The organism is Caballeronia sp. SBC1 (assembly GCF_011493005.1).
Taxonomy (GTDB): domain Bacteria; phylum Pseudomonadota; class Gammaproteobacteria; order Burkholderiales; family Burkholderiaceae; genus Caballeronia.
This window is the reverse complement of record NZ_CP049158.1, coordinates 782,751-807,679: the sequence shown is the minus strand read 5'-3', so window position 1 is coordinate 807,679 and position 24,929 is coordinate 782,751. Positions and strand designations below refer to the sequence as shown.

At 58.8% G+C, this 24,929-nt stretch carries 20 protein-coding genes; 4 read left to right on the top strand and 16 right to left on the bottom strand.

Annotated features, from left to right (window positions below):
* Positions 1-1,308 (bottom strand): MFS transporter, encoded by a 1,308-nt coding sequence (locus tag SBC1_RS30510; protein ID WP_241202376.1) that lies wholly within the window; start codon positions 1,306-1,308, stop codon positions 1-3.
* A gap of 98 nt (positions 1,309-1,406) precedes the next feature.
* Positions 1,407-2,954 (bottom strand): UxaA family hydrolase, encoded by a 1,548-nt coding sequence (locus SBC1_RS30505; protein ID WP_165103870.1) that lies wholly within the window; start codon positions 2,952-2,954, stop codon positions 1,407-1,409.
* Between the two features lie 256 nt (positions 2,955-3,210).
* Between SBC1_RS30505 and SBC1_RS30500 the strand changes: the two genes are divergently transcribed.
* The gene (locus SBC1_RS30500; RefSeq protein WP_165103864.1) at positions 3,211-4,149 is read left to right on the top strand and encodes an SMP-30/gluconolactonase/LRE family protein; all 939 of its coding nucleotides are present in this window, start codon (positions 3,211-3,213) and stop codon (positions 4,147-4,149) included.
* Between the two features lie 293 nt (positions 4,150-4,442).
* On the opposite strand, the gene SBC1_RS30495 is transcribed toward SBC1_RS30500, so the two are convergent.
* From SBC1_RS30495 to SBC1_RS30485, 3 genes are all read right to left on the bottom strand, one after another.
* Positions 4,443-6,116, bottom strand: a complete 1,674-nt coding sequence (locus tag SBC1_RS30495) for an FAD-dependent oxidoreductase (protein ID WP_165103843.1) — start codon at positions 6,114-6,116, stop codon at positions 4,443-4,445.
* A 466-nt stretch (positions 6,117-6,582) separates the two neighbouring features.
* Positions 6,583-6,930 (bottom strand): cupin domain-containing protein, encoded by a 348-nt coding sequence (locus SBC1_RS30490; RefSeq protein WP_165103840.1) that lies wholly within the window; start codon positions 6,928-6,930, stop codon positions 6,583-6,585.
* Positions 6,931-7,580: 650 nt separating this feature from the next.
* On the bottom strand, positions 7,581-7,880 hold the full coding sequence (locus SBC1_RS30485; RefSeq protein ID WP_165103837.1) for a superinfection immunity protein: 300 nt from the start codon (positions 7,878-7,880) through the stop codon (positions 7,581-7,583).
* 282 nt (positions 7,881-8,162) lie between these two features.
* Between SBC1_RS30485 and SBC1_RS30480 the strand changes: the two genes are divergently transcribed.
* Positions 8,163-8,978 carry a helix-turn-helix domain-containing protein gene (locus SBC1_RS30480; protein WP_165103834.1) on the top strand — a complete coding sequence of 272 codons (816 nt, stop codon included), beginning with the start codon at positions 8,163-8,165 and terminating at the stop codon, positions 8,976-8,978.
* A gap of 341 nt (positions 8,979-9,319) precedes the next feature.
* Positions 9,320-9,910 carry an NADPH-dependent FMN reductase gene (locus tag SBC1_RS30475; protein WP_165103810.1) on the top strand — a complete coding sequence of 197 codons (591 nt, stop codon included), beginning with the start codon at positions 9,320-9,322 and terminating at the stop codon, positions 9,908-9,910.
* Between the two features lie 191 nt (positions 9,911-10,101).
* On the opposite strand, the gene SBC1_RS30470 is transcribed toward SBC1_RS30475, so the two are convergent.
* From SBC1_RS30470 to SBC1_RS30425, 10 genes are all read right to left on the bottom strand, one after another.
* Entirely contained in the window at positions 10,102-10,641 is a 540-nt protein-coding gene (locus SBC1_RS30470) for a gamma carbonic anhydrase family protein (RefSeq protein ID WP_165103807.1), read from the bottom strand.
* Positions 10,638-11,519, bottom strand: coding sequence for a 3-keto-5-aminohexanoate cleavage protein (locus tag SBC1_RS30465; protein WP_165103804.1), 882 nt, complete (start codon positions 11,517-11,519; stop codon positions 10,638-10,640). The genes SBC1_RS30470 and SBC1_RS30465 overlap by 4 nt, the downstream gene beginning before the upstream one ends.
* A gap of 18 nt (positions 11,520-11,537) precedes the next feature.
* Positions 11,538-12,287 (bottom strand): SDR family NAD(P)-dependent oxidoreductase, encoded by a 750-nt coding sequence (locus SBC1_RS30460; RefSeq protein WP_165103801.1) that lies wholly within the window; start codon positions 12,285-12,287, stop codon positions 11,538-11,540.
* Positions 12,288-12,300: 13 nt separating this feature from the next.
* Positions 12,301-13,215 carry a dioxygenase gene (locus SBC1_RS30455; protein ID WP_165103798.1) on the bottom strand — a complete coding sequence of 305 codons (915 nt, stop codon included), beginning with the start codon at positions 13,213-13,215 and terminating at the stop codon, positions 12,301-12,303.
* Between the two features lie 237 nt (positions 13,216-13,452).
* Positions 13,453-14,877, bottom strand: coding sequence for an efflux transporter outer membrane subunit (locus tag SBC1_RS30450; protein WP_165103795.1), 1,425 nt, complete (start codon positions 14,875-14,877; stop codon positions 13,453-13,455).
* 8 nt (positions 14,878-14,885) lie between these two features.
* Positions 14,886-16,460 carry a DHA2 family efflux MFS transporter permease subunit gene (locus SBC1_RS30445; RefSeq protein ID WP_165103792.1) on the bottom strand — a complete coding sequence of 525 codons (1,575 nt, stop codon included), beginning with the start codon at positions 16,458-16,460 and terminating at the stop codon, positions 14,886-14,888.
* An 18-nt stretch (positions 16,461-16,478) separates the two neighbouring features.
* Positions 16,479-17,594, bottom strand: a complete 1,116-nt coding sequence (locus tag SBC1_RS30440) for an HlyD family secretion protein (RefSeq protein WP_165103789.1) — start codon at positions 17,592-17,594, stop codon at positions 16,479-16,481.
* Positions 17,595-17,712: 118 nt separating this feature from the next.
* A complete protein-coding gene (locus tag SBC1_RS30435) occupies positions 17,713-18,147 on the bottom strand; it encodes a MarR family winged helix-turn-helix transcriptional regulator (protein ID WP_165103786.1) in 435 nt (144 codons plus the stop codon).
* A gap of 160 nt (positions 18,148-18,307) precedes the next feature.
* Positions 18,308-19,237, bottom strand: coding sequence for a LysR family transcriptional regulator (locus SBC1_RS30430; RefSeq protein ID WP_165103783.1), 930 nt, complete (start codon positions 19,235-19,237; stop codon positions 18,308-18,310).
* 148 nt (positions 19,238-19,385) lie between these two features.
* Complete coding sequence (locus SBC1_RS30425; protein ID WP_165104894.1) at positions 19,386-21,401, bottom strand: acyl CoA:acetate/3-ketoacid CoA transferase; 2,016 nt, start codon at positions 21,399-21,401, stop codon at positions 19,386-19,388.
* A 759-nt stretch (positions 21,402-22,160) separates the two neighbouring features.
* On the opposite strand from SBC1_RS30425, the gene SBC1_RS30420 reads away from it, so the two are divergent.
* Positions 22,161-22,487 carry a hypothetical protein gene (locus SBC1_RS30420; protein WP_165103778.1) on the top strand — a complete coding sequence of 109 codons (327 nt, stop codon included), beginning with the start codon at positions 22,161-22,163 and terminating at the stop codon, positions 22,485-22,487.
* A 76-nt stretch (positions 22,488-22,563) separates the two neighbouring features.
* On the opposite strand, the gene SBC1_RS30415 is transcribed toward SBC1_RS30420, so the two are convergent.
* A complete protein-coding gene (locus SBC1_RS30415; protein WP_165103774.1) occupies positions 22,564-24,798 on the bottom strand; it encodes a bifunctional diguanylate cyclase/phosphodiesterase in 2,235 nt (744 codons plus the stop codon).
* Between the last annotated feature and the right edge of the window lie 131 nt (positions 24,799-24,929).

The following is a 24,929-nucleotide window of genomic DNA, read 5'->3' as shown; positions in this document are numbered from 1 at the left end:
TTACTTGTTCACAAGCTTTGCAGGAAGCTGCGTGAGGACAAGACAGGCGGATACAAGCAGCGAGCCTGCAATCAGGAACAGACTCGAATCGAGTGAATGCGTGATCGTCTTCAGCCATCCGACCAGCGTAGGGCTGACGAATCCGGCAAGGTTGCCGGTCGAGTTGATCAATGCGATGCCTGCCGCGGCGCCCGTGCCTCCGAGAAACGACGTCGGCAAGGCCCAGAACATTGGCAAGGCGGTAATCACTCCCGATGCGGCAAGCGTCAGACCCAGCAAAGCAACATAGGTGTTGTTTCCCGCATAGGCGCAGATCACGAAGCCCGCTGCCGCCACACACTGCGGCACGACAACGTGCCACCGGCGTTCGCGTGTGCGATCCGCATGGCGGCCAACGAGGATCATCGAAATCAAGGCAACAAGATACGGCACCACGGTGAGCAGGCCGATGGTAAAGGCATCGGTGATTCCCGAACCCTTGATGATGGTCGGCTGCCAGAAACCTACTGCATACGAGCCCATCACAATACCGAACAGAATCGCGCACAGGAGCCATACCTTGAGCGACGTGAACACCTCGCGCACGGAACCGTGGCTTTTGGTGCGCGCCTCCGCTTCGATTTCTGCCGCAATGAATTCGCGCTCGTGCATTGGCAGCCACTTGGCGTCCTTCACCCGGTCATCGAGGAACCAGAAAATGACAACCGCCAGAAGCAGCGCGGGAATGGCTTCCAGAATGAACAGCCACTGCCAGCCGGCAAGCCCCGCGTTGCCCGCCAGGCGCTGCATGATGAATCCCGATATGGGACCGCCAACAATACCCGCCACCGGATTGCCTGCCATGAGAAATGCGACCATCTTGCCGCGCCGGTGTGCTGGATACCAATAGGTGAGATACAGCACTAGCCCCGGAAAGAATCCCGCTTCAGCTACGCCGAGAAAAAAGCGCAATACGTAGAACATCGCGGGCGTGCTGACCCATGCGGTCGCCGCTGAGAGAACAGCCCAGGTGAGCATGATCCTGGCTATCCATCGGCGCGCGCCGAGCCGGTGCAGCAGCAGGTTGCTAGGCACCTCAAAGAAGAAATAACCGATGAAAAAGATCCCGGCGCCGAAGCCATACATGGCCTCGCTGAAGTTCAGGTCGCTGAGCATCTGGAGCTTGGCAAAACCCACATTGACCCGGTCCAGATAGGCCACGACATAACAGACGAACAGCAAGGGCATGAAGCGCCAGGTCACTCGCGTATAGATTGAGTTGCTTGCCGCGCTGTCAGGTATTCGTACTGTCGAGGTTTGAGTACTCAAGGGCTGTCTCCACTATTCTGTCTGACCGGTTGCCGGGCGGCAGCTTACTTATTGTGTAAATGGCCGTTCGCCCTGCCGATGCGCTGACCCGCGCGGACTCAACTCATGATGCCGATCTGCCACGGTACGAATTCGTGGTCGCCAAGCCCCAGCATTTCACTCTTTGTGCGCTCTCCCGACGCGGCCGCAAGAAGCGCGTTGAAGATTTCCCGGCCCGTGCTTTGGATTGATGCGACGCCGTCCAGGATTACGCCGCAGTTCAGATCCATGTCTTCAGTGAGGCGGTTGTACATCGGCGTGTTGGTGGCAAGCTTGAGCGATGGCACGGGCTTCGCGCCGAACATTGAACCGCGCCCGGTGGTGAAGGCGATCAGGTTCGCGCCGCCGGCTATCTGCCCCGTCGCCGAGACCGGGTCGAAGCCCGGTGTATCCATGAACACGAGTCCGTGTTTCCTCACCGGTTCCGCGTACCTATACACCTCCATCAGCGGCCCGGTCCCGCCTTTCATCGATGATCCAATCGACTTCTCGAAGATGTTCGCCAGGCCACCTACCTGGTTGCCAGGGCTGACCTGGCCGTTGATCTGTACGTCTCGACCGACCGAATACACGTCTTTCCACCAGCGAATCCGCTCGACCAGTTTTTCGCCGACTTCGCGATTGACCGCACGCCGTGTCAGCGTATGTTCAACGCCGTATATTTCGGGCGTTTCAGAGAGGATTGCCGTGCCGCCATGACGTACCAGCAGATCCATTGCCGCGCCGAGCGAAGGATTAGCGGTGATAGACGAGAAGCCGTCCGAGCCACCACACTGCAGGCCGATTTTCAGGTGACTTGCGCAAACCGTCGTGCGTTTCACACGATTAGCTTCGGGCAGCAGCGCCTGCACCGCGGCCACGCCGGCCTCGATGGTCCGACGGGTGCCCCCGTTCTCCTGCATGATGAAAGTATGTAGCCGGGAATCCGCCTTCAAGTCTTCCTGATCCATTAGTCCGGACAACTGATTACGCTCACATCCCAGGCCGACAATCAGAGCTGCGGCGAGATTGGGGTGGCGTGCGTAACCCCCCATGGTCCGTCGCAACAGGGCCATTGGCTCGCCGCTCATCTCCATGCCACAACCGATCGAGTGACTGAACGCGACCACGCCGTCCACATTGGGGTAGTCCGCCAGCCGCTCCGGCGTGAACCACTCGGCAATCTTGTGGACCACGGTGGCCGAACAATTAACTGTCGACAACACGCCAATGTAGTTGCGTGTCGCGACTTCGCCGTTGTCCCGCACGATTCCCTGGAAGGTGGCGCGCTCAGCCTCGGGCACCATCTCGACCGGCCGGTACTCCGCGCCAAACGCGTAGTCTCGATCAAACTCGCGGAACTCCACGTTATGACTATGCACCATCGTGCCTGCCGCAATGTCCGTCGCAGCAAAGCCGATCACTACATTGTATTTACGGATTGGCTCGCCCTTCCTGATCGATCCGGCCGCGATTTTGTATCCCGCTGTCACTTGGCTGCGGCAAACAAAATCTTCTGATGGGACCGGAGTGCCGATCGCCACGTCGATGCGTGCGATCACCACGTTATCGGCGGGATGCAACCGGATAACCGGCCCGGTTACGGTCTTGCTGGACATATCGATCATTAGGCATTGCCCTTTAAAAGTCCTTCGATCAGCTGTCTGAAACGCTTGCAAGAAAGTACCAATCAAGTAATCGCTTTCTCAAACGACCGTTCTGACGGACGCACCGCTGACATAACATCCTTAATTTCAGGCATCTTATGGCAGTTTTGTCGGAATTTCAAGAGAAAGCGCTTACTCATTTGCACTATACTGTCGCTCAAACACCGGTCGCACGTACCGCACCGGCGCAATCCCGGAACTCAACCAGGAGCTACAGATGTGGCAACAAGCTGAGCGATATCCCGACCCTCGCGTGATTTCGCTAGACCCTTCCTTCGATAAATACCGGGTGGCGTTTTCAGCCGTCGAACGGCTGGCTACCGGGTACCGCTGGACCGAAGGTCCGGTATGGTTCGGCGATGGCCGTTACCTTCTTTGGAGCGATATTCCGAACAACCAGATGCTGAAATGGGAGGAGGAAACGGGCATGGTCAGCGTGTTCCGCAAGCCCTCCAACTACGCGAACGGCAACACGCGCGACCGCCAAGGACGGCTTGTTACGTGTGAGCATGGCCGCCGCGTCACGCGTACCGAGTACGACGGAAGCGTAACCGTCCTGCTTGATTCCTTCGACGGCAAGCCCCTTAACTCCCCGAACGACCTCGTGGTGAAATCGGACGGCTCGATCTGGTTCACTGATCCGCCGATGGGCATTCAAGGACATTACGAAGGGCTCAAGGCGGAGCAGGAACTACCACATTCGGTGTATCGAATAGATGGCGTGACGGGCCAAGCGTCAGTCGTGACGCGCGAGTTGAAGGGGCCGAACGGCTTGTGCTTTTCGCCCGACGAGAAACTGCTGTACATCATCGAGTCGCGCGGCGTGCCAAACCGGATGATTCATGTTTATGAAATGGATCCGGACGGTCGCGGGATCGGTCGAGGCCGCGTGTTCCACGACGCAGGTGCCGGGACAATTGACGGAATGCGTGCGGATATCGACGGCAATTTGTGGTGCGGCTGGGGCATGGGTAACGACGAACTCGACGGCGTCATGGTGATTTCGCCGCAAGGAAAGATGATTGGCCGGATCGCGTTGCCGGAGCGCTGTGCGAATCTATGTTTTGGCGGACGCGCACGTAACCGGTTGTTCATGGCTTCGTCGCAGTCCATTTACGCGGTGCATGTGAACACGCAGGGCGCCGTGGGTGGATGACGCGGGGTGCGGCAAAACTTTGTTGGTCAGCGAGACATTCGAGCGCATGGCGAAGGTCGTCTACAAGCAGAACGCCAACGGCCCGCACTACCAGCCGATGGTTCGTCACGTTGAAACGTCGGCGGCTTTCCATGTGATCATTACGCCCGGAATGCTTGCCCTTGCCGTGGGCGACGCTTGTCCATTGCCGTGGCAGCCTTGCGGTTCTCGTCTTCCATCGGAGTGCTCCTTAAATGAAGCACCACGACAATGCTTCGAAGATGTTCTCGAGACAAGCTGCCACTCCACACACGTCACCCGGATCTTGCAAGATATTGGTGAACGGCTTGAATGGCAGCTGCCCCCTCTCCCACGGCAGCCGCGACTCTCTTGACGGAGCTACTCCGCACGTCGCCGGCGGCAAAGACACCGGGCCTGCTTGTCTCCAGATCATGCGGCGGCCGCTCCGCTTTCCACCTGCCGCCTGTATCGGCACCGGTCAGCACAAACCCATCCTTGTCCAGGGCGACGCAATCACCCAGCCACCGAGTATTGGGCTGGGCTCCCAGAAAAAGGAAGACGTGCTGGATGGGCTTCTGTTCGATCTGCCCCTGCCGGTCCCACTTTATCGACTCTAGTTTCGACTCGCCGCATAACTCGACGATCTGTGTCCGCGTGTGAAGCGTGATGTTGGCCGACGCGTTGATTCGTCTGATCAAATAGGTCGACATGCTTGCACTGAGTCCGTCACCGCGAATGACGACGTGGACATGGCGCGCGAACCTCGCAAGGAATACCGCGGCCTGTCCGGCTGAATTCCCGCCGCCCACCACAATCAACTCTTCGTTTTTGCAGAACCCGCCCTCCATGAAAGTCGCGCTGTAGTAGATGCCGCGACCCTCGAAATGCTCAAGACGGGGAAGATCCGGCTTCCGATAGCGCGCCCCGGTAGCAACAACGACAGCGCGAGCGTAGACGCACTCGTCCTGATTGAGGCCAATGTAAAACGACTGGGAGTCCGTGCAGTCGATCGTCAGCGCCTCGATCGGAACGCCGACCTCGGCGCCGAACTTCCGACATTGCGACAGCCCGCGGCCGGCTAGCGCCTGCCCCGATATGCCAGTCGGAAAGCCAAAGTAGTTTTCGATCTTCGAACTGGTGCCGGCCTGCCCCCCCGGCGCCTTGGCGTCCAGAACCGCCACCTTCAATCCCTCCGATGCGGCATACACTGCGGCCGCGAGACCGGCGGGGCCCGCGCCCACCACCACGACATCGAAGTGCTCGCCATTGAGCCTGTCCGGACTCAGGCCGATCGCGTCTGCGACGGCCCTGTGGCTGGGTTGCCTCAGCACAGAGCCTTGCAACGTGATCACAACCGGAATGTCGGCTTCCGTTGCGTCATAGTGCGCCAGGAGTTCTTTGGCCTCTGCGTGATCGACGATATCGAAGTAGGCCGAGGGCTGACCGTTGCGGCTCAGGAAATGGCGCAGGCGTAGCGTGGGGCCCGAGGACGTACTCCCAATCACCACCACGCCTACGTGTTGGCCCTGGATGAAAGCGACCCGGCGCAAGATATACGCGCGCATGATCGTTTCGCTCAACTCGGCTTCTGCGATCACGAGCGCGCGGAGCGATTCTTCATCAATGACGATGACCTCGCAATCGGAGAGGGCCCGTGTTGTTGCGACCGCAGCCCGGCCGGCGAGCGTGGCGACCTCGCCGGTGAAACTGCCTGGGCCATGTGTGCCCAGTAATCGGGGACCCTGAACGGACGCCCTGGACGCCTCGATCGTTCCGGAAAGAATGGCGAACATCCCGGTGTGCCGGTCGCCTTCGGAATAGAGGATGTCGTTGGGCTTCAGCTTGCGTCGCGTGCCGTATCCCTCCAATATTGCCAGTTGCCTCTCATCCAGCGTGGGATACACCTGATGGTAGCGGCTGCCGCCTGACGACAGTTCGTTCGGATTACCTGAAGAGTCTTTGCCCATGGCAGATTCCATCAAGTTGAGACGTGATCCTTGTCGTGGAACTGCTTTGTCCACCAGGGGTATGATAGTTCCGGTTGCGACACGCGATCGAAGGCTATTTTCTCGAGTTATAGCCGCTTTGGCGAGTAGTACTCTTAGCCGAAATATACCCCTGTCGAGCTTTCGCGCGAATCAAGAGTGATGGTGACTTCCACTCGATAAATCGAACGTCTGTTACTTGGCCGTAGGCGGATTTTCCTGATGATGCACCGATCGGCTTGGCATACGCTGAATCCGGCGGCCTCCCGAGACGCACCAGTTCAAGCAGCGGCTTTTCGTTCGGCTCCGAGGGGTGTTCATTGGACTCCTTATGACTGACAGCGCATGCCGCGCCGGTGCAATAGTAGAGGCAATGCTTACGCGGCATGAACGGCTATTTCTCAAAACACCGTTAACCAGAACGCAACACTGCAGCGGGAACTTTCAATCAGGGTGTCGGAGGCACCAACGGCATCGCAAGCAAAATCATTGCGGGTTCGGCGGAATTGTTTCTCAATGCGCGCGCTTCACCAGGGGCCAGGCGACACGAGTCGTACCGGTAGAGCGTCGTTGCATGGTCTTCGGTACAAACGACAACCTCGCCTTGCAACACAACGTAATGCTTCTCCAGCGGGGACGCCGCAAGCGACGTGTAACCGCCCGGCTCAATGGTCGACACCCCCATCCAGAATGTGTCGGCAGGGCCGGCCTCGTGCCCCTGAAGTCTCACACATCGCATCTGATAGTGATGCGCGGGCAGGTATTCGGGGGCTTCGTCAAATCGCGTCACGTTCATGGCTTAAGCAAGGCTCCGTGAGTTACGGCCTCAAGCGGCCCGGTCAGCGCGGTCGGTGCGCGCGTGTGCTCGAACGCGGGTCCCGCTCAATCACAGTGCTTCACATGCTATCTGTTCGGTAGCCGCACGGATGACAATCGATTTCGAGTTTCGGCCAACGCTGGTCGACTATTGGCAACCTGGACTGGCGACGAGGACTGTCCGAAACTCGAAAGTCATTGGCCATTCAACTGGCAGTTCACTGGCTAAGGTTCTACCTGACAGTAGCGATGCAACCCTAGTCCTTCGCCAAACATGAGGAGGAATTCCGCGGACATCGCGAAGTCGATGCGGATGTTTACGAAGGTCGCGGAGCTCAACAGCTTCGCCCGTGCCGCGGGATCGCTCGACATGGTTGTCCCTCGAATAAAGCCGGGCACTTGCCGACCTTGAGGATCACCTTGGAACCAGCTCGCTCCAGAGAACCACGCGCAGGATGTCCCTGACCGAAGCGGGCCTAAGTTTCTCTCGCTTAAGGTCAGGGCGTTCATCGACCTTGCCATTGAACATTTTCGCAACGCAAACAGGACACGTTAGGTCGCGGGCCCCCCTGTCACAGGGGCACCTCAGGTCGTGTTGTTACCTCGATGTATTTTTCAACCCTGACCGTGTCACCTCATGCGCCCGGCATCCGCCCGCTTCTGCGCTCGATCGACAATCGCGGCGACGGTGCTATGAGCCTGCGCGCGCCGCGTTGCACGGACTGTACGGACTATCCGGCCCTGGCTGTCGGGATGAAGCGCCCAGTAAAGCGCTGCGATCCAGCACACTACCGTCCAGCCGAACAATGCGTTCAGTAGCGCCAACAGGAGGACGTTACGTCGTCCCTTTCGGTCGGCCACGATGGCTGGCAGGAAATACACTGCGACCGCGGCAGTAACCGCAAGACCCTCTAAAAGGTAGCGAAACATCTTCACCTCCGGCTGGACGTGTTACGCCCAAAAACCTGGCCATTGAACCAGAATATAAAAGCAATAATACGATTACCGATATTCAACTCAAAGATGTGATCCGTTAAAACGTTATTGTCTGGAACGCAAGAATCTCCGGTGCCAGCGGCGGCGGGACATCCCCTGCTTCGAGCCGCTCTCTGGCGTGGGCACCACCTTGCAGGAGACCTTGGCGCGCGTCCCAATCCTCCGTTTCTACAAGGTATGCTTATTCGTCCCGCCCCTTTTTATAGGCAAATTACGATGCCGAAAGCTGTCCCTCCCGATCTCGACGACGAATCCGGACGAGGCCGATCGCTGGCAAGACGTTATCCGCGTGGCCTTCGCATTGACCCGCACGCTCACGAATGGGCTCAGGTGCTCTACGCAGTCGCAGGTGTCATGTGGGTTGAAGTCGGTCGTGAAGCACTGATCGTCCCGCCGCAGCGAGCGGTCTGGCTACCGCCCGGAACCGAGCACTCCATATACATGATGAGCGAGGTTGACATGCGCAACCTTTATCTACGTGGACCAGACGTTCAGCACCTGAGCAAGACCGGTGACGTTTTTGAAGTCAACGGTTTGCTAAGGGAACTCATTACGAGCATCGCCGAACACGAACGCGAACGCGACGACGAATATCTGGACGCGGCTTACCATCTTGCTGCACTGGAACTGACTTACGCGCCGCGCTACTCGCTGAGAATTCCGCTCCCGGACAAATCGGATCGCCGGCTAGAGGTACTATGCCGGGCCGTCATCAGCAATCCCTCTGTCGACATCAGTTTCGAACATCATGCAACGTCCGTAGGTGCAAGCGTGCGCACGCTGTCACGGCTGTTCACGCGGGAGCTGGGACTCGGATTCGCGGAATGGCGCCGGCAGGTACAGCTCGCCATTGCCTTATCGAAACTCGCGGAAGGTCAAACGGTGAGCTCGGTGGCGCGATCCCTGGGCTATCTGCCCAGCAGTTTCAGCGATATGTTTCGCCGCGAACTGGGCACTGCGCCTAGTGAATTCCGTCCGGACGAAACACTGGCCGCCTCAGGGGACGGGGCTGCCACGCCAGCGGTGCGCTAACGGGGAGCAGCGGTACGCGAGCCGTCTGGCCCGCCTTGTCCAAAGTTCGAAAGCCTATGTCCGAACGAGTTCCCTCATTCCCGGCGTCGTCGTCGGACTGGTCTACCACCTTGCCGGTGTCTGCTTTGCACGCTCGCGTTTTGGCTGAAACTCGAAAGTGGTTGTCCGCCGGGTCATGCACCCGGTGGCTATAGTCAAACCGTCTGTGAGGCGAAGCCCGCTTTGTCTCCTGCGGGTCCGGTGGATGCTTCATCACGGGCCACACTCCTCGCTTGATACATGACACCCCTTTCGATCCGTCTGGACCGGACGGGCATTTTTTCTATTGATCAAATAATCTCATGAAAACATCGCTTAGATTTGTCGGCCTGTCAGGCAGCCTTCGTCAGGAGTCTTATTCATCTGCTGTTTTGGATATGGTTGGCAAGCAGCTTCTGCCGCGAGGATACGGTCTTGACGTGTTGAATATTGGAGATTTCCCGCACTACAACCAGGACCTTGAGGAGTCCGCTCTACCTGAAGTGGTCGCACTGGGGCGCAGTCTCGTCGCGCAAAGCGACGGCGTTGTCATTGTGACGCCGGAATTTAATCACGGTATTCCCGGGGTGCTGAAGAATACCCTGGACTGGTTGTCCAGGCCGGCCTTCGCGAGTTGCTTTCATCATAAGCCAGTCCTCTTTTGCACGATTTCTCCCGGGGCTCTTGGGGGCGTGCGGGCGCAGTATCAACTGCGAGAAACACTCAGCTCGATGCTTTGCAAAATTGTCCCGATGCCGGAAATCGTCATTCCGCATGTAAACAAGAAGTTCGAGAACGGGATATTTTCCGAAAAGCAGACGCTTGATTTCGTATCGAACTCCATTGATCGATTTATCAACGAGATCAAGACGAGCCGAACCGTCCAGGATGAGGAATCCGTGCTCGAAGCCTAGTTGCCCGGACCGGATTTGCATCTCGCGCGAGATTGCACCCAAGCTTCCCCGAGGTATAGCGTGACCATTGCAAGACCCCTCGCGCAAGGGGAGTCGCGCGCTAACCGGGGAAGGTAATTTTCCGAGTTCGCCGCACGACAGCAAAAAAGGATCAGTTTTACTTAGCCAGGGTTGAGCAGAAAAACGTCCCGCTAGAAATGCAGGACGACGGGCTTGGCGAACATATACCGCTGTGCAAGCGCTACATAGCGGTCCGACGAGGTGATCATCCCCGCCCGTTCCTGTTCTGTGAGCGGGCGAAGGAGTTTGGCAGGATTTCCGGCCCACAGGTCCCCTGATCCGACCACTTTCCCGGGCGTCAGCACCGCGCCCGCCGCCAGCATGCCGCCGGTGCGCACAATTGCGTTGTCAAGGACCCGCGCGCCGAAACCCACAAAAGCAAGATCCTCGATGGTGCACGCATGCAGAATCGCGCCATGTCCCACAGTGACCTGGCTGCCGATCAGCGTCGGCGATCCATTCGTCGTGCCGTGAAGAACGGAACCGTCCTGGATGTTCGTCCTCGCGCCGATGACAATGCGTTGCACGTCGCCACGCAACACGCAGTTGAACCAGATTGATGCGTGCTCACCAATCTGCACATCGCCGATAATCGAGGTTCCGTGGCCCACGAATACTGATCGGTGAACCGACGGCGTGCCGAACTGCCGTGCGTCCTGGTCCTTGCTCATTTCACCAACCCCAGTTGCTCGCGCGCTTCACGCGCAGTCGCAATCTCTCCACCCAGCGACAATACGATGTCCCGAGCCCGGGCGACGAGCACCGCGTTCGTTTCAGCAAGGACTCCTTTGGATAGGTAGATGTTGTCCTCAAGACCGACGCGCACGTGCCCACCGGCCAGCCATGCCTGGGCGACAATGGGAAACTCTGCCCGGCCAATACCGAAGGCCGACCACGCCGCCCCTTGCGGGAGAAAGTTGCGGGCGTACAGGAGCGTTTCCGGCGTCGCGGCAAAGCCGTACTTCACACCCATCACAAACGTCCAGAGCCCCGGTCCATCGAGCACGCCCTCCTTGATCAGATCCAGGGCGAGGTGCAAGTCACCCGAGTCGAATATTTCAAGCTCCGGCTTGACGCCGGCTTCGCGTATCGCGCTTGCCATGCGCCGCACGTTTTTCGGGGTGTTGATCACCACGTCGCCGCCTGAATTCATGGTGTTCAGGTCGAGACTGCAAATATCGGGTTTCAACGCAGCAATGTGCTCGACACGTTTTTCTGGCGGCAGCAGTGTCGTCCCCGGGGCCGCGACCCTGGGATCGTGGTCGCTCGGAATGAAGCGCCCCCCGGGACCGGTAGTCAGATTGATGATGAGTTCGCTATCGACGGCGCGGATTCGCTCGATGACCTGCCGATACAGGTCGATATCCATCGAGGGCCGGCCGGTTGCGGGGTCGCGCACATGAATGTGAACGACAGCCGCGCCGGCAAGCGCCGCCTCCAGCGCCGATGTGGCAATCTGCTGGGGCGTAATCGGCAGGCCGGGATGCTGCTCCGGTTTCGTCAGATTGCCGGTAACGGCGCAGGTAATAATGGTTTTACGTGCATGCATGCTTGGCCTCGCTTAAGCTCAGTTCAGGCGTCGGCCGCCGTCGACGACAATCGTCACGCCGGTGCTGAATGTCAGATGGGTTGCACACGCCTCGATCGCTGCGGCAATATCGTCCGGCGTGCCGATTCGTCCTAGAGGCGTCGTCGCGGCGACCTTGTCATTGAAGTCCGCGCCACGCCCGGGCACGAAGCTCGTGTCGACAACACCGGGTGAAACATTCAGAACCCGGATACGCGGCGCAAGTGCTCGCGCCAGCGAGGCGGCCATGACATCGAGCCCCGCTTTCGCTGCACAGTACGCAATGTTGCTGCCCACGCCCGTGCTGGCTGAAATCGACGATACGTTCACGACCAGTCCGTCACCGGACTCGTCGAGCAGATGGCGAAAAGCGCGGATGGCAGCAAACTGTGCGCGCCAGTTGACCTTCATGATTTCGTCGATCAACTCGTCTGTCAGCGCATCCAGGTCGCCATGTTTGACCGGTTTCGTAAAACCGGCGGTGTTGACAAGGATGTCCGTCCGCCCTAACTGTGCTTTCACGCGGCTGGCGAGTTCGACGAGCGATGTGCTGTCAGTGATCGCCGCAACTGTTGCTACATGACCGCTGCCGGGCAGTGAATCGACCACAAGCTGCGCCTTGGCAACGTCAGACTGACCGGTGACGACGACGGTCGCTCCCGCGTTTGCCAGCCGGGTGGCGGTAGCGACACCGATGCCGCCCGTGCCCCCAAGAACGACTGCTACTTTTCCTTCGAGATGGTTAGACACTTGAATCTCCGGCTTACTTGATAGGGGGTGTCGGATACGTCGGTGTACCTTCGGTCAGCACAAAGTCGTAGTCGAGCGTGTAGTACGGCCCTGTCACGTCTGCATCAGGCGCCTGGCCGTCATCGTGCATCGCGAATTTGCCGACTAGCGACCGGTTGACTCCGAACACGACATCCGAGCCGAGATACTCCGAGTCGTCAGCAAAGACCTGGCTGACCAACGTCTCGTGCCCTTCTGCAATCACGACGAAGTGAATGTGAGCGGGTCGATACGGATGCCGATGCTGCTTCGCCAGCAGGACGCCCACCGGCCCATGAGTGGGGACTGGGTAACCAGCAGGTCTGACCGAGCGGAAACGGAAGCAACCGTCTGCGTCGGTCCTGAAGCTGCCACGCAGATTCATGTCGGGCTGGTCCGGGTCCTGGTTTTCATAGAGACCCACCGGCGATGCCTGCCACACGTCAACCCTGGCATTCGCGATGGCTTGGCGTGCGGTATCAACCACGTGACCACGCACGAACAGCGGAGCGCCCGGAGAACCCTCGGCGACGATAGATTCGCCGTTGCCATATTCAGGGGAATTGCCGCGATAGAACGGCCCAAGCAATGCGCCAGGCGTCCGGTCGGTCTTGTCCACTGTATTGAGCAGCGTGACGAGTGTCGAAAAACCGAGCACGTCAGCGCACAACACGACCTCGTTGTGATCGTCGACCGTGGCCTGGCCAATCGCCTTGACGAATTCAATGCCCTGCTCGAACTCCCGGTCCGTCAATTGGACCTCGCGAAAGAATGCGTGGGCGTGCCGGACAAGCGCGTCGAGAATCTGCTTGAGCCGGGCGTCATCGGTTCGGCTCATTGCAGCGAGCACCACCTCTGTAATCGACTCAGCGTCGTCAGCGATACTGTCCAGGTGCGATAGATCGGTCATACGAGTCTCCTTATAGGCGCACCCATCGGGGAACGAGAGCTCCCCGCAGTTGAGCCGCGATAGCATTGATAAAGCGCTTGAAGTTGGTTTCGATGAATTTGCGCGAAGCCATATCTGGATGCTATCCGCTTCGAGGCGACGCGGCCGCCAATCGCTTTCGAGTTTCTGCCAAGTTGAACCACTGCAGCGTCCGCTCGCGAGCGCGACGCGCAGTGGCTTAGTAAGGAGCGCGCCCCCTCAATGATCAGCGCTGACGGCAACAACCGGAGCGGTCTGGCTCCATCCACCACCCAGCGATCTATACAGCGCCACCGCAGCAAGTGCGTGCTCCTGTTTCGCCTGATTAAGCAGGTCCGAGTCCTGCAAATAGGTCTGCTGTGCGGCCAGTACGTCGAGGAAGTCCGTCGCACCGCCTTTGTACAGCTGATTCGCCAGCTTCAACGACTGGTCCGAAGCACCCAATGCATCGGTCAGCCGTTGCGTTGATTCAGTCATGCTAACGAGGTCGCTGCGAGTGTCTTCCACTTCCTTGAGCGCCTGCAGCATTATTTGCTGCAAGTTCAGTTGCGATTCGCGCATCTTGCTTTCGCTCTGCTGGATATCAGCCGTAATCCGGCCCGCGTTGAAGATCGGACTGGTCGCGTTCAACGCGGCGCTGAACAGGTTGTCGGTGAGCGCGGGCAAGCCAAGGTACGACGATGCAAGCAATCCATCACTCAGGTTCAGCGAGAACTTCGGATAACGCTCGGCTCTCGACACCCCTACCTCCGCGGCACGCTGTTCAACCGTGGCGTAGGCAACGAGCACGTCCGGACGACGCAGCAGCGCTTCGGACGGCAAGGTCTGCGGCGCGGCTCCTTCCGGGTTGGGAATGGGACCCGGCGTTGCCAGCACCAGCTTGTCGACCGATTCCGGCGTACGTCCTGAATACAGCGCGATCAGGCTTAACTCGTGCTCGATTGTCGACCGGGCGCGTGGAATTCTGGCCTGCAGTTCATCCAGTTGGTTCTGTGCACGCGCTACATCGAGCTGGGTCGACAGGCCATACTTCAAGCGCTCCTGGGTGAGTTGCAGCGCACGCTGCCTAATCCCGAGGTTGTCCTGCAGGATCTGCAACTCTGCCTGCGCCCAACGCAGGTTCACATACGCGGACGCAGTGTCGGCCGCCAGCGCGAGCCTGAGTTCATCCTCCACATGCTGTTGGCCAACGAGTTTCGCCTGGGCCGCGAGCAGGTCGAGCCGCTCGCCGCCGAATACGTCGGGTGACCAGTTCAGCGCCAGACCAACGCCACCTTGGCGCACGTAGCCAAGCGGAGGCGGGGTGTTTTGCCGCGCATCGGCGGCCGTGGCCGTCGCATCGAGCTCGGGCAGAAGCGCCGCATGTTTTTGCGTGGTGAGCGCTTGCGCCTGCGTGACGCGTTCGGCTGCCGCCTGCAGGTCGAGATTGCTGGTCAGCACCGAGTTCACCAGCTCGTCCAGCACCGGGTCGCCGAACTGCGACCACCAGGTCTTTGCATCGACGGCATCCTTGGGCGCCTCGACGCTCCAGTTCGCGGGTGCGATCGTCTTGACGGTGTCCGGCAGTTCCTCATGGCTAGCCGGTTGCACGGCACACGCAGCGAGGGCGAGACTGGTCAGAATTCCGATGAAGAGCTTTTTCATGATTGACCTCAATGCGCGTCCGGCGGCGGCGCGGCGTTGGAAATAGGCAGGGAAAAAAAGACACTGACGATGGCCACCAGGAAGCACAGCGACAGAACGTAGAAGGTGTCGGAATACGTCAGAACCAAAGCTTCGCGCAACACGAGCGCGTGCAGATTGGCGAGCCCCGATTGCGTCGCGTTCAGCGCATCGCCCGCGACCAGCGACCAGTGCGCGGTCTGCTGCGAGAGCACCGATTCCACTTCTGGCCGCCCGACCGTGACGCTTTCGTTCAGGCGCAGATAGTGGAAGTTCAAGCGGTCGTTGAGCATCGTCGCGCTGACGGCAATGCCGATCGCGCCGCCCAGGTTACGCATCAGGTTGAACAGGCCGCTGGCAGACTTCAGGCGCGATTGCGGCAGCGATCCAAGCGCCATCGTGACGATGGGCGGCACCGCAAACTGCTGGCCGATGCCGCGCAGCGCTTGTGGCAGCAGGAGTTGCTGCCAACCCCAGTCATGAGTCAAAGGTACATACAAGTAGCAGCCCAGTCCGAAACAGACGAGACCGAACATCAGCAGTGCACGCATGCTGATGAACCGTGCTGCAATTGCATAAGCGGCCAGTGCCAGCAACTGGAATCCCCCCACCGACAGCAACGCAATGCCGATCTGCAGCGAATTGAAACCCCGCACCTGGCTCAGGAATAACGGCGTGAGAAAGACCGCCACGAAGATCCCGGTGCCCGTAACAAACGACAGCAGACTGCCGATGCCAAAATTTCGCACCGCCAGCGCCCGCAAGTCCACGATCGGGTCTTCGGCTGTCAGCGCATGCACGATGAAGAGGAAACCACAGACCGCAGACACCCACGTACACGCAACAATAATATGGTCTCCAAACCAGTTCTTACGCGGTCCTTCTTCAAGCACGTACTCGAGGCAGCCCAGAAAGCCGGACATCAGCAGGATGCCGAGGTAGTCCCCTTTCTTCAGCAGCGACAAATCCGGTTCGTCGATATGCACATACTTCGGAACCAGCACCGCAACCGCCACGCCCGGCACGACGTTCAGATAAAACAGCCAGTGCCATGACCACTGGTCCGTGATCCAGCCGCCAATCACCGGACCGATGGCCGGCGCGAGCGAAGCCAGCGCACCGATCGTGGTGGAGGCAACCAGACGCTGCTTGCCCGGGAACAGCACGAACGCGGTCGTGAACACGGTCGGAATCATTGCGGCGCCCAGCGCGCCCTGCAAGCCGCGAAACAGGATCATCGAATTGATGTCCCACGCCATTCCGCACAGCATGCTGGTCAAGGTGAAACCCACGGCGGAGGCAACGAAGAGCCAGCGCGTCGAGAACACCTTGGAAAGCCAGCCGGACATCGGGATGACAAGAATCTCCGCAATCAGATAGGCGGTCTGCACCCACGACAGTTCGTCCTGACTCGCGGAGAGCCCACCACCAATGTCCCTGAGCGAGGAAGCAACAATCTGAATATCCAGCGTGGCCATGAAAAAACCCAGGCACATCAATGCGAAAGCAAATACCCGCTGCTTCATGGGCTGTAATGCGGGGTCGAACGGATGAGAGGTTGTCATGATGGGGATCCCGTTCGCTCAGCGATCGCTCGATGTCTGCGTGCCGTCGGCGAGATGAATCTCGACCGTAGCCGAAAGCCCCGGACGCAGTATGCTTTGCGTCCCGTTCGTTCCGTTCGGCACGTTCAGGCGGATTCGCACCGGCACCCGCTGCACGATCTTGGTGAAGTTGCCGGTCGCATTCTCAGGGGGCAACACGCTGAACGTGGCTCCCGTCGCGGGCGCAAGACTCTCCACATAACCGTGGAACGGCACGCTCGACGCATCCAGTGCAACGTCTGCCTTGTCGCCAACGTGCATCTTCTTCAACTGGTCTTCCTTGAAATTGGCGTCCACCCACAGATCGCTTGCCGGCACCACGGTCAGCAGCGGCACGCCTGTGTTAGCGAGCATCCCTACCCGGCCGGTGCGGTTGCCGATATAACCGTCGACCGGCGAGCGGATGGTGGTGTACTCCACGTTGAGTTCAGCCACCCGTTGCGCTGCCAGCGCCGTATTGACCCGTGCTTGCGCGTCGGTGATCTGTGCGCCCAGCACTGACAGTTGCCGTTGCGCTGCAAGCACGGCAGCACCGCTGCTCTGCACGGCGGCCTGCGCCTTGGAGAAGTCCGCATCCGCACGCTCGACGATCTGATTGGAAACGGCATCGTCCTTGACGAGTTCGCGATAGCGCGCCCGGTCCTCTCCGCTGCGCGTCAATTCAGCCGACGACGCACGCACTTCCGCCTGATGCTGGTTGATCACCGCGGCCTGAAGAACCTGTTGCGCCTGCAACTCCGTCACGGCGGCGCGGGCGCTCGCGACCTCCGCTGTCGCCTGGGCGAGCTTCGCGTCGTAGTCACGCGAATCGAGACGGATCAAGACCTGGTTCGCCTTCACGCGCTGGTTGTCCTGCACCAGGATGTCCGTGATGAAGCCATCCACTTTCGGCGCCATCACGGTCACGTTGCCGCCAACGTACGCGTCGTCGGTGGATTGCTCGAAGCGCAGCACGAAAAACCAATAACCGGCAGCGGCGGCGAGCACCAGCATCACCGCCCCCACGGCCATGCGCATCCACGGAATGCGCTTGGCCTTAGTGCGTTCGGCCGGCGGCTCGGGAGTATCGGAAACGGGTAAGGAAGGACTCGACATAATTCACCTGTGTATATGCACTGATTTAAATGGACTTAAGTGGACCTGAATAGACGACTCCGCCGGAATCGGCCGGCCGTCTTACTTTCGGGTCTAATTTTTCGGGTCTAAGTTTTCATCAAGCTTTCGAAACGTCGCGCGTGACGCGGAAAAGCTCGCGTCTAAGGTGGGCCGCCTGCTGATGTCCGAACCTGCGCTCAAACTCGTCCTGGGCCGCGCGCCAGCGCACCATGGCCTCTTCAAGCTTCGCGCGGCCGCTGCTGGTCAGGACCAGTTGGAGACGCCGCTTGCCCTGCCCGTCCGGCTCATTGGCGACAAAGCCGCTGCGCAGCAACCGCCCGAGCACCCGCACCAACGTGGTTCGATCCATCACCATCGCCTGCGCCAAGTCGACCATCGTCAAACTCGAACAGCGTCCGAGCGCGCTCAGGATGCTGAACTGCGTCGGTGTGATGTCGGCTTCGGACAGATGCCGCTCGTAAAGCTGCGAAATGTGCCTTGCAGCCTGACGAACGGCAAAACAGTCGTCGTTTTCGGGTGATTGAGTGTGCATGCGCACAGAGTAGTGGCGCAGCGACAGGCGATCAATGCTCGCCAGCGCAACAATTTATAACGGCCAGAGGAGACTTAGGCTCACGGCTGGACCGACTGGGCTCGGGCGAGGACCGGTTGAGGACCGCTTGACGCGGCGATCAACGGCGATCTGAGAATCCTCAGATCTCGGGCTCCAACGCCGCCGGCGTGCCGGACACCTCTTCAAAGAACGCGGCGGCATGCTCGATAAACGCTCGCACCTTGGCCGGCAACAGCGTTCGCGTGCTGTAAGCGAGCCGGATCTCTATCGCTCCATCGACAATCTCGAACTCGTCCAGGAGCGAAACCAGTTGGCCGGAGGCCAGTTCCTTCTGCGCCAGCGCGACCGGCACCACGCCGATCCCGAACCCCTGCAATACCATTTCCCGGTTGAAGACCGGGTTATTCGAAGCGATGTCGTAAGTCATCGGGATGGTCAGATCCTCCTGCCCCACACGGAAGGTCAGGAAAGGTTTGCGCAATGAAGGCGACATCACGACGAACGTGTGTTCGGCTAATTCGGACGGATGCAGGGGGCGAGCATGGGTCTGCAGATACTGCGGTGCAGCGGCAATGCAAAGGGGAATGCGCTCAAGCAGTCGTGTGACAGTCGTGTCGCTATTCAACATGAAGGGCACCACCACCCCGAGGTCATAGCCATCCGCCACCAGATCGACCGGGCGCTCGGTTAGCGTTACGTCGAGGCTCACCTTGGGATGCTTGCGCTTGAAGGTCGAGATCAGCGGGACAAGCCGGTTCACGGTCGACGTCGTATGGGCGACGAGTCGAAGTACACCGCTCGCCTCGCGCGTCTGCTTCGACGCCTGCGCTTCCAGCTCCTCCAGATCGTCGAGAATCCGGGAGCAGCCTTCATAGAAGTGTTCCCCCGCTTCCGTCAGCGAGACCTGCCGCGTGGTTCGATGAAACAGACGGCTGCCAAGACGCTGCTCTAGCCCTGCAATGGCACGAGACACGACAGGCGCGGTAACGCCCAGCATGTCCGCGGCGCGCGTAAAGCTTTTCGCTTCGACGACCGAGCGGAAAACTCGCAAACTCTCAAGATAGTCCATACCGCACCTTGGCTCATTTCATTAGTGCAACGAATTGGATGAGCGCCCGAATAGGTACGCCTGGAATCTCAGAGCGCAGCCGGGCACCGCCGTTGCTCTCAAGTATAGGAAGCAAGCGTACATCCTGCTGCCCGGCCAAGAAGCTTCCTCAACGCGGCGCTGGCCGAGCGCTTGCGCCATCCTTTTGTGCTGCTGCCTCCTCCGGGCTTTCGTTGATGTAGGAGGAAACCCCGCGCTCACTCAATGCACTACCCAGCTTCATTCTCAGAAAGCTGCTGGTCGTATACCGCGTCACGCCCGAATAGAAGCGGCTCACAAGCTTTGACACCATGTTTGAATAGTCGCCGATGATCTCGGGGCGAATGGAGAAGTTATCGTAGTTGACGATAGCGTGGGGGTGCGATGGAAGATGGCTCAATCTGGATTCGACCTCTGCGTATATCGCCTCGACGTCATCGTGAGTCGTAACGTCCAGTCCTTCAAAGTTGATGAAGAACATATTCTTGTCAGCATCCAGGCTGAAGCGCTCGCTCAATTTCAACCTGAGGAGAACGCTGCGCAAACCCATCGGCGCAAGACGGAAAATGCGCTCATCCATGAGCCGAGGTGGGGCTTTGATGACGGGCGCAAATCCCATCTGAGCGACAATGTCGCGTTGCAGGTCCACTCCCGGCGCGATCTCGATCAGCTCAAGTCCGTCCGGATTGAGCGAGAACACACAGCGTTCCGTGACGTACAACACGGGTTGCCGGCGCTCACGCGCATACTGGCCGCTGAAGGTCCGATGCTCCACTGCCTCAACGAATTTTCGGCACGTTCCGTCCCGGAGGATATTCAGTCGGCCCTCTTTTATTTCTACGTCGAGCTTGCCCGCGTTGAAGGTCCCAACGAAGACAACCTTCTTAGCGCTCTGGCTGATATTGATGAACCCGCCCGCTCCCGCGAGCTTCGGACCGAATTTGCTTACATTGAGATTGCCTTCGCGGTCCGCCTGGGCGAGACCCAGGAAAGCGATATCCAGGCCGCCCCCGTCGTAAAAATCGAATTGATATGGCTGGTCAATAATCGCCTGGGTGTTCGTCGCAGCGCCGAAATTTAGACCACCGGCAGGGATGCCGCCAATGACACCCGGCTCGGTCGTCATGGTGAAGAGGTCGATCACTTGTTCTTCATTGGCCACACTTGCGATGCCTTCCGGCATGCCGATACCGAGGTTGACCACGCTGTTGGCCATCAATTCAAACGCCGCTCTGCGGGCAATGACTTTCCGCTCGCTCAGCGCCATGGTCGCTATAGAGCCAGCTGCTACGCGGAGTTCGCTCGAAAACGCGGCGCTATACGGTTCGGCGAAGGTTTGCCAATGATTCGCCGGCTGCGCCAGAACGACACAGTCGACCATGATTCCCGGAATCTTGACCTGTCGCGGATTCAGGGTGTGCGTATCGGCAATACGCTCGACCTGGGCAATCACAATGCCGCCTGAGTTTCGCGCTGCCATGGCAATAGAAAGTGCCTCAAGCGTCAACGCCTCCTTTTCCATCGTCACATTACCGCTCGCGTCCGCGGTCGTGCCACGAACGATCGCGACGTTGATTGGAAATGTTTTATATAGGAGGCAGTCCTTCCCATCGACCAAAATCAGACTGACCAAGTCTTCCGTTGTACGAGCGTTTAGCTTTCCTCCCCCGTGACGCGGGTCGACGAAAGTGCCTAAACCAATGGTCGAAAGATGCGCTGGACGATGAGCAGCGATGTCCCGGAACATTTGAGAGATGACGCCCTGCGGCAAGTTATAAGCCTCAATGAGGCCGTCCATTGCCAGGCGCTGCAGCCCTGGCACCAAGCCCCAATGACCGCCGATAACCCGACGAACCAGGCCAACGTGCGCCAGATGGTTCAAGCCCTTAGACTTTCCGTCGCCTTGTCCTCCGGCATACACGAGTGTCAGGTCGCGAGGGAAATCGCCGGTCGACTTATTCTCCTCAAGGTAAAGCGCTTCAAGTGCGATCGCTATTTCTTCTGCAAAACCAATTCCGACAAAACCGCCCGTTGCGACTGTATCGCCGGGGCGGATCAGTCGTACGGCCTCACGCGCGGATACCACCTTGCCCCGCTCCGAACTGCGCGGCGACGACAGAAACGGGTGCTGAAAGCCTGCGCTCATGATGTCTCCTCTCCGCACTTTGGAGCTTGATCTCCTTGTGCTGTGAATTTTTCCCACTACGCTGCCGGTGCGAGCGAACATTGTGCGCCGCGCCCTCTTTTGCCAAAGTCCAAGATAACCCTAACTGCCCTTCGACGTCAGCGTCCAGACGTCGAACGTCAAAAATCCAATTAGACCTCCGCCGGCCTCTGACCTCTTATGAGGGCGCCGCTTGTCAAGCGTTGCAATACCTCGCTATCCGCCATAAGCCCCGCCTTAACAGCCAGCGCCAGGCTTCATGATTTTGCTTTCTGCTCATTGATCGCCTACGTTTAAGACAAGCTTGCGCGCGACGAAGACTTGCGTGCATGCAACTCGATTGCATTGAATCGCTTCGCCTAAATCATCCCACTTTTGAGCAACGCGGGAATAGCACGCGTTGCTCGGTTGACACCCATGGCGCATGAGGTGGTGCGCGCCTGCCCGACAATTCAGCCTTTCCAGAATCCAACGCCGAGTGCGCCATGGCCAACTATATGTGGAACGCGGGAGCGGGTGATTTCGATGCGGCAAAGAACTGGGAGGTCAGCGGCGCGGTGCCGGCGCAACCGCCAGGACCTGGCGACTACGCCACTTTCGATGCTGCCGGCATCGTCGTGACGGGCACGGGTACTGCGCAACGACTGATCTTTTATACCGCTCAGATACAAGGCCAGGATCAATGTCGATACGGGCGGAGAACTTCAATGTATCGGGTCGCTGATCGGCCAAGGCACGATCTTGTTGAAGACGGGCGCGGTCGCGTCGCTTGCCGCAGTGGCATCCACCCAGGCGATCACGTTCACCGGTAGCAGCGGTAAGCTCGTGATCCGCAGTCCTGGAGACTTTTACGGCACGATCAGCGGCTTCGTAAAGGGCGACACCATAGAACTGGACGCGCCGGCTACCCACGGTACGTTCGCCGCAGGCGTTGTCAACGGCGTCGCGGGCGGCGTGCTGACGCTAACCGATGCGCCGGGCAATGTGGTGGCTCAATTGAGCATGATCGGTGCGTACACCACTGCCGATTTCAAGGTGAATCCGCCTGGCATTGCTCAGCACACCTGACATATCAAACGAGTCCTCATGGGCACGGGGAACGGCATGGGCTTGTTTTTAACGTGGCCGCATCTTTATTAATTAGTCAGGCATCGGTAGGCGCTGCAACTTTAACCAGCGCCATCAGAGCGTCGAGCGGCAGCGGCCGGCCTAAAAGAAATCCCTGGATCTCATCGCAGTTCGCCGCCGCAAGGATTGACATCTGATCCTCCGTTTCAACGCCCTCTGCGACGACCGCTATGCCCAGCTTGTGCGCGAGTTCGATCACGCCTTCAACTACTGTACGCGCGGCCTCGTCGATCACCACGTCGTCCAGCAACGACTTGTCCAGTTTCAGTACATCAGGGCGAAACTTCGTGAGGTAGCTGAGGCTGGAATATCCGATGCCAAAATCGTCAATCGCGACGCGTAGACCGAGACCACGAAGACCGTCTAAAACGCCTTGAGCGCGCTCGATATCTTCCATCAATGTGGACTCCGTTATCTCGACGACCAGTCGCGAGCCGCTAATGCCATGCTTTCTGAGTGCGTCTCTAAGCACAGGGACGAGCCTGCTATCTTTGAATTGCTTTGGCGATACGTTGATGGACATCGACACAGAGCCAACGGTTCCTGAATCGATAGTGGCTAACGCCGCGATCGCCTTCCGGATCACCCAGTGTCCCGCTTTAACAATGAGCTCGCTTTCTTCGAGAACGGATACAAATACTTTCGGCGCGATCAGACCGCGGCTAGGATGGTTCCAGCGGATCAACGCCTCCACTCCTTGCAGCGTTCTTGTACGGGTGCAAAACTGGGGTTGAAAGTACAGGACAAACTGTTTTAGTCCAATGGCTTCACGGAGTTCGTTCTCGAGGTGCGCTCGCGTCAAGTCGCCCTTCTCCTGTGCGCCAAACATCCGAAAGGTATTTCTGCCCGAGCGCTTCGCGGCGTACATGGCCAGGTCCGCGCTCGTAAAAAGCGCTTCCGGGGTTTCGCCGTGCTCCGGGAAAATCGAGGCGCCCACCGAGAAGGTCATTGTTATAGCGTGGCCGCCGGCCGTTATAGGCCGGCGGCAACACGCAATGAGTCGCTTATATACAGGTTCAATGCTCTTGACGTCCCAGCATCCTGGCAAGATCACGGTAAATTCATCTCCTCCTGGACGCGCAACCGTGGCGTCGTCGGGCAGCGATTTCCGAATGCGATCACCGAGCACTTTAAGCACGTCGTCACCGGTCGAGTGGCCCTCTGTGTCGTTGACTACCTTGAATTTGTCGAGATCAATGAACAGAAATGCGAAGGGCTGTCCGCCTGCGCAACTGCTAGCCAAGGCCTCAAGCATCGCGTTGCGGTTATAGAGTCCCGTCAGGTCATCGGCGCGCGCAATGCGTTCCAATTCCTGCAGTCGCTGTCTCTCCGATGTGGCATCCACGCACACGCTCACGATGCGTTTGACCGAGCCTTTGTCAATAACTGGACAAACGTCCGCACGGACCCACTTGGTTCGCCCACCGCCGAAGATGAGCCGGAAATAAGCTTGCGCGCCTACCTTTTCGCGCATCGCAGATCGCATTTGCTCACGAAGGATCGGCAGATCTTCCGGATGGACGCGATGTGCCCAGGCAGTCTTGTCTTGCGACAGTGCCGACAGCGGCATTTCCCACATCCGCTCGAAGCCAGAACTGACGTGGTGAAGATGTTCAAAGTCCGCACTCGCGGTCCAGAACACGGCATCCACGTGGTCTTCCATATCTCGCTGCACCGTCGCCGTGTTTTGCAACTTGTTCAGCAATGCCATTTCGCCCGTTATCTCGCGGGAGGTACAGAGCGCGGCGATGACAGTGCCATCTTTCGTGAGAACAGGAGCCAGTGTTGACCGCCACCATTTTAGTTCACCCTCCAAGCTTTCACAGCAGCCGGAGAACGCGGCGAGTTGACCGCTCATTGCCGTTCGGAATGCGATGTCTGCATCAGGCGTTGACCAGAAACCGAGCCAGTTCTTACCGACTAGCTGGTCCTCGGACTGTGCTCGCATAAGACGCTGGCCGACCTCTGAAATACAGGCAATCCGTCCGTTGCGGTCGAGAAGCTTCAGACAGTCTTCGTCTGTCGACAGCAAGACACGCGAAAGGCCGTCTGTGATCGCTGCTTTCGATTCAAGGTGACGAAGTCGAAAACCAAGATATGCAACTGAAAGCTCGCTCAAGACGACGATCGCAGTTGATGCAATGGAGAAGTGTAAAAGGAGGAGTGCGCAGCCGGTTGAGCCCGCAACGATGATCGCGAGTGCGTCAAACAAGGAATAACGCGTCCAGCGCGCAGTTCCCGCGCGGTCCATCCACGCGCCAAACGCCGCAATGAATCCGTGATTCTGATGTTGCAATTGACGTCTCACTTTCTAAGCGACAAGCGCATTGGTGGCTTGCGGGAAGCCGGCCCTACTTAAACGGATCGCGTTAATTCGCTATG

Bases quoted from the DNA above. Each gene is read 5' to 3' on its own strand.
- SBC1_RS30505 (WP_165103870.1), bottom strand. From the start codon at position 2,954: ATGATCGATATGTCCAGCAAGACCGTAACCGGGCCGGTTATCCGGTTG.
- SBC1_RS30500 (WP_165103864.1), top strand. From the start codon at position 3,211: ATGTGGCAACAAGCTGAGCGATATCCCGACCCTCGCGTGATTTCGCTA.
- SBC1_RS30495 (WP_165103843.1), bottom strand. From the start codon at position 6,116: ATGGGCAAAGACTCTTCAGGTAATCCGAACGAACTGTCGTCAGGCGGC.
- SBC1_RS30490 (WP_165103840.1), bottom strand. From the start codon at position 6,930: ATGAACGTGACGCGATTTGACGAAGCCCCCGAATACCTGCCCGCGCAT.
- SBC1_RS30485 (WP_165103837.1), bottom strand. From the start codon at position 7,880: ATGTTTCGCTACCTTTTAGAGGGTCTTGCGGTTACTGCCGCGGTCGCA.
- SBC1_RS30480 (WP_165103834.1), top strand. From the start codon at position 8,163: ATGCCGAAAGCTGTCCCTCCCGATCTCGACGACGAATCCGGACGAGGC.
- SBC1_RS30475 (WP_165103810.1), top strand. From the start codon at position 9,320: ATGAAAACATCGCTTAGATTTGTCGGCCTGTCAGGCAGCCTTCGTCAG.
- SBC1_RS30470 (WP_165103807.1), bottom strand. From the start codon at position 10,641: ATGAGCAAGGACCAGGACGCACGGCAGTTCGGCACGCCGTCGGTTCAC.
- SBC1_RS30465 (WP_165103804.1), bottom strand. From the start codon at position 11,519: ATGCATGCACGTAAAACCATTATTACCTGCGCCGTTACCGGCAATCTG.
- SBC1_RS30455 (WP_165103798.1), bottom strand. From the start codon at position 13,215: ATGACCGATCTATCGCACCTGGACAGTATCGCTGACGACGCTGAGTCG.
- SBC1_RS30450 (WP_165103795.1), bottom strand. From the start codon at position 14,877: ATGAAAAAGCTCTTCATCGGAATTCTGACCAGTCTCGCCCTCGCTGCG.
- SBC1_RS30445 (WP_165103792.1), bottom strand. From the start codon at position 16,460: ATGACAACCTCTCATCCGTTCGACCCCGCATTACAGCCCATGAAGCAG.
- SBC1_RS30440 (WP_165103789.1), bottom strand. From the start codon at position 17,594: ATGTCGAGTCCTTCCTTACCCGTTTCCGATACTCCCGAGCCGCCGGCC.
- SBC1_RS30435 (WP_165103786.1), bottom strand. From the start codon at position 18,147: ATGCACACTCAATCACCCGAAAACGACGACTGTTTTGCCGTTCGTCAG.
- SBC1_RS30430 (WP_165103783.1), bottom strand. From the start codon at position 19,237: ATGGACTATCTTGAGAGTTTGCGAGTTTTCCGCTCGGTCGTCGAAGCG.
- SBC1_RS30425 (WP_165104894.1), bottom strand. From the start codon at position 21,401: ATGAGCGCAGGCTTTCAGCACCCGTTTCTGTCGTCGCCGCGCAGTTCG.
- SBC1_RS30415 (WP_165103774.1), bottom strand. From the start codon at position 24,798: ATGGACCGCGCGGGAACTGCGCGCTGGACGCGTTATTCCTTGTTTGAC.